We start from the raw sequence: 4,623 nt of genomic DNA, 5'->3' as shown, positions 1-4,623 counted from the left end.
ATTAATCGGGGAGTCGCAGAACTCGTCGCTACGCTCCTCAGACATGCTGCGCCTCTTTCTCCCGAATAATCTGCGCTACTCGCCCGCGTAAACGGGACGAAACCACGTGCACGCTTGACCGTCGGGGTCAAACGAAAAAACATCCCAAAAAACGCTCAAACAGCCGTCACCCGCACCCAATAACGGGTGTAGTAATGAATGCGTACCGGCAGGACGTCAGTCAGCGTAGCGAGCACACGGTCGGTGTCGGCCAGGGGGAATACCCCGCTGAGCGGGAGCGCGGCGACGTCGGGGTCGCAGTGGATCACGCCGCGGCGATGGCGAGCGAGTTCAGCGAGGAAGTCGCCGATGGGTTGCTGCTCAGCAATCAGCTTGCCCTGCTGCCAGGCTACCCGACGCAGGTCTGCGTTGCCGCTGGCCAGCGGCCCGCTGACGGAAAAGGCCAATGCGCTGCCAGCGGACAAGCGCAGCGGCGTGGCCTCCCATGGGCGAACGTCCAGCTCGCCCTGGAACAGATCCAGCTGACTGACAGCCTCGCGCTGGCGCACGGCAACGCGAGCGCCCAACGCTTCGAGCTCACCGGCGAGCGTCTCCACCAACAGGGGCCTGGGGTCACGCACGCTGGGCAGCGCACTGGTCAGCAGCAGTTCGCCGCTGACCAGCTGGATGCGCCGCTGGTGCTGATCAAAGCGGATGTTGACGGCGCTGTCGGAGTTAAGGTCCAGCAGGCTCTGATCCGGCAACTGCAGTTGCCGACGCTCGCCGGGAGCGGTGCGCTGATCGGCCAGCGCCTCACGCCAGGGCAGCCTTTGCTGCGCCACGTAGCCGGTGGAACCCACCATCAGCGCCAACCCGAGCAACTTGATCAGCTCACGGCGGCTGGTCTGGCCACGGCGCGACAGTACCTGGCGCACCGTCTGCTGCGGCGCCACCTGCAGGGTCCCTTGCAGGTGCTGCAGCCGGGCCCATGCGCGACGGTGCTCAGGGTCGGCCTCCTGCCAATGTTGCAGGGCCTGACGCTGCTCGGCATTCAAGCCGCCGTCCCACTGCAACATCAGCCAATAGCTGGCCTGCTCCACCACAGCGGCAGCAATGGGGCGCTCAGCGGACGCTGTCATGAACCGTAAACCACCTGATAACAGGCGCCGATGGCACGCAACATGTACTTCTGCACCGCGCTGACACTGACACCAAGCCGCGCGGCAATCTGCGCATAGCTGAGCCCCTCGAACTGTGACATAACAAAGGCGCTGCGGACCCGCTCCGGCATGGCGTCGAGCATGGCGTCGATCTGCAACAGGGATTCGATGATCAGCAGGCGGGTTTCCGGCGAGGGTGTCTCGGGCACCGGCAACTGGGCGAGGCTCTCCAGGTAGGCCTGCTCGATACGCTGCCGCCGCCAGTGATCGACCACCAGATGACGGGCGATCTGCAGCAGAAAACGCCGCCCCTCCCCAACCGAGGGCAATCGCTGGCTCACCAGCAGGCGTACAAAGGTGTCCTGAGCAATATCCGCCGCCTGCTCGCGATCACCCAGGCGCGCGCGCAGCCAGCGCTGCAGCCAGCCGTGATGGTCGCTGTACAGGCCTGACAGTTGTTGTTGCGAGGTATTGGGCACCGACGGCTCCAGGATGGCGGCTGCAGATAAGAATCAGTCGCATCCTAAAGCAAAACGCGGAGGCAGAGAACCGGCGAATTAGATCATCGGCTTGGGTTCTCGGCCGCTCGGCCACCACATGTCGCGTCCGTGACGCGCATGGCCACACAGCGCCGGCCATTGCTGCACCGGACAGCGCTATGTGCGTAAACGCAGGCGCTGCGGCTCAGCGGGCGCGCAGCGCCGCTGTACCGGCAATCTGCCAGAGCCGCGCCAGGTCGGCGGCGCGGGCACTGAGCTGGTCGGCGGCCTGCTGCATGGCCTGCTCAAGACTGAGCGGTCCCGGTGCCAGACTGAAGGCAGCGCCGATGCCTTCAGCGTAGAGCCGTTGATAGCCCTCACCCAGACTGCCAGCCAGCGCAATCACCGGCACGCCGGCGGCACGGGCGATGCGTGCCACGCCGACAGGGGTCTTGCCGTGCAGGCTCTGGCCATCCAGACGGCCCTCGCCGGTGATTACCAGGTCCGCACCCTCGACTGCCGCCGCCAGGCCGGACAGCTCGGCGACCAGCTCGACGCCCGGCCGAAAGGCAGCACGCAACACTGCGCGGGCGGCAAAGCCGAGACCACCCGCTGCGCCCACGCCGGGATAATCGCGCAGATCCTCACCCAGGGTGGCCGCCATCACGTCAGCGTAATGCGCCAGCGCAGCATCCAGCTGTTCAACCTGCGCCGGACTCGCGCCCTTCTGCGGGCCAAATACTGCCGAAGCGCCACGCGGACCGCAGAGCGGGTTGTCGACATCCGCCGCAACCATCACCTCGACTTGCGCCAGCCGGGTATCCAGACCAGTCAGATCGATCTGGCTCAGGCTGGCCAGCGCCGCGCCACCGAGTGCCAGCTCCTGTCCTGCGCGATCCAGAAAGCGTACCCCAAGAGCGGCGAGCAGGCCGGCGCCGCCATCGTTGGTGGCGCTGCCGCCAAGGCCCAGCACGATACGCCGCACGCCGGCATCCAGCGCTGCGCGTATCAGCTCGCCGGTGCCATGACTGCTGGCCGCCAGCACATCGCGACGCGCCGGCTCGACCCGATGCAGGCCGCTGGCCTCGGCCATCTCGATGATCGCCTGGGCATCCGGCAGCAACCCCCAGCGCGCCTCGACCGGATCGCCCAGAGGCCCGCTGACGCGGGTCTGCTGCAGCGTACCCCCAGTGGCACTCAACAGCGCATCAACCGTGCCCTCACCGCCGTCGGCCATCGGGCACAGCAGCAGGTCGGCATCGGGGTAAACGCGTGCCCAGCCCGCTGCTATGGCTTCAGCAACGGCGCGGGCACTCAGGCTTTCCTTGAACGAATCGGGGGCGATAACCAGTTTCATCAGAGCAATACCAGACTCAGCAGCCAGACGGTGATAATGCCGGCGATGCCCTGCATCAGGGTGCCGAGTGTTTGTGCACGGTAGGCGGTGCTGACGCTCATGCGGCTGAACTGGGTCACCACCCAGAAGAAGCTGTCGTTGGCGTGGGACACAGTCATCGCGCCGGCACCGATGGCCATAACGCACAGCACGCGGCCCATTTCGCTGTCCAGCCCCAGCTCCGGCAGCAGCGGTGCAACCAGCGCCGAGGTAGTCACCAGCGCCACAGTGGTCGAGCCCTGTGCCGACTTCAGCGCGGCAGAGACCACAAACGGCATGAACAGACCGATTCCGAGCGCCGACAGGGTCGCACCCAGATAGTCACCCAGCGGCGTCACCTTGAGCATCGCGCCAAAGGCGCCACCAGCACCGGTGATCAGCAGGATCGGTGCGGCCGCCTGTATACCTTCAACGACGCGATCATGAAACTCCTGCCGCTTGTTGTCCGAGCGCAGCAGCGTGCAGGCCAGTGCCAGACCCACCGCCAGCGCCACCACCGGCTGACCGAGGAAGGCCAGCAGGGTATACAGGAAGCCGTCGCCAACCGGTTTAGCCGGCAGATTGGCCAGGGTACCCAGACAGATCAGACCAATCGGCAGGAAGATCGGCGCAAACGCCTTGGCCGGGCTGGGCAGCACGCCGTACTTGGCGCGAATCTGCTCATAGTCCTCGGCATCCATCACCTGGGCGCCGTTGTCCTCCAGCGGAATATCCTTGCCGATAAAGCGGTTGGCCCAGAGCATGCCAGCGACCGCGGTTACCAGCGACACCACCAGACCGACCAGGATCACCAGGCCCAGGTTGGATTCCAGCCCCAGGTTACCGGCAGCGGCAATCGGGCCGGGGGTCGGCGGCACAAAGGTGTGGGAGGCGTAGAGGCCGGTCGCCAAGGCCACGCTCATGGCGATCACCGAAATCTTCATGCGCGCTGCCAGGGCATTTTTCAGCGAGTTGAGGATGACGTAGCCCGAATCACAAAACACCGGGATCGACACCAGATAGCCGATGATCGACATGGTCAGCGTCGGGAAGCGCTCGCCCAGCAGCTTGATCACCGTCTCGGCCATGGTGATCGCCGCGCCGCTGCGCTCAAGGATCACACCGATAATGGTGCCCAGGGCAATAACGATGCCGATGTAACCGAGAATACCGCCAAAGCCACCGGTGATCGTCTTGACGATCTCCATGGTCGGCACCTGATAGGCAAAGCCGGCCAGCAGCGCGGCGGCGAGCAGGGCAAGAAAAGGGTGTAACTTCAGACGAGAAGTCGCCAGAACGATAAAGGCAATCAGGGCGACCAGAATCAGTACCAGACCCATGCTGAACTCCTTTTTATTGTGTTTGCCGCAATGGGCAGCCAGAAAGCAGCCATTGTCACCCAGCCTGCGGGACAAAAGCCTTATGCCCTGGCACAACAATAGACGGGAATTAGCAACGCATTCTTGTTCGCTCGCCCAATAGCAATAAACCTGAAACTGGGTGGATCCGCTCTGGTTAGGGAACTGTGGCGGAGAACAGGACCAGTCGGAGGACACGCGCACGAAAGCTTGGAAACCATCAGTCGCAGCGAACCGGCTACAGCATGAGTGCGACTGCCAAATCAGCTTTT

4 protein-coding genes are annotated in these 4,623 nt (G+C 64.4%); all 4 read right to left on the bottom strand.

From position 1 onward, the window contains the following. Positions 1-155: 155 nt before the first annotated feature. A complete protein-coding gene (locus tag ASB58_RS17200; protein ID WP_118131727.1) occupies positions 156-1,118 on the bottom strand; it encodes a FecR domain-containing protein in 963 nt (320 codons plus the stop codon). Then, a complete protein-coding gene (locus ASB58_RS17195; RefSeq protein WP_407920688.1) occupies positions 1,115-1,618 on the bottom strand; it encodes a sigma-70 family RNA polymerase sigma factor in 504 nt (167 codons plus the stop codon). Before ASB58_RS17195 ends, ASB58_RS17200 begins: the two co-directional genes overlap by 4 nt. 205 nt (positions 1,619-1,823) lie before the next feature. After that, entirely contained in the window at positions 1,824-2,975 is a 1,152-nt protein-coding gene (locus tag ASB58_RS17190; protein ID WP_118131725.1) for a glycerate kinase, read from the bottom strand. Beyond that, on the bottom strand, positions 2,975-4,333 hold the full coding sequence (locus tag ASB58_RS17185) for a GntP family permease (RefSeq protein WP_118131724.1): 1,359 nt from the start codon (positions 4,331-4,333) through the stop codon (positions 2,975-2,977). Before ASB58_RS17185 ends, ASB58_RS17190 begins: the two co-directional genes overlap by 1 nt. Positions 4,334-4,623 lie beyond the last annotated feature (290 nt).

Origin of the sequence: Pseudomonas abyssi, from assembly GCF_003444685.1 — a bacterium.
Lineage (GTDB): Bacteria > Pseudomonadota > Gammaproteobacteria > Pseudomonadales > Pseudomonadaceae > Halopseudomonas > Halopseudomonas abyssi.
This window is presented reverse-complemented; position numbering and strand designations above follow the sequence as displayed.

Excerpts from the sequence above, each read along its gene's own strand:
- ASB58_RS17190 (WP_118131725.1), bottom strand. The coding sequence starts at position 2,975 with ATGAAACTGGTTATCGCCCCCGATTCGTTCAAGGAAAGCCTGAGTGCC.
- ASB58_RS17185 (WP_118131724.1), bottom strand. The coding sequence starts at position 4,333 with ATGGGTCTGGTACTGATTCTGGTCGCCCTGATTGCCTTTATCGTTCTG.
- ASB58_RS17200 (WP_118131727.1), bottom strand. The coding sequence starts at position 1,118 with ATGACAGCGTCCGCTGAGCGCCCCATTGCTGCCGCTGTGGTGGAGCAG.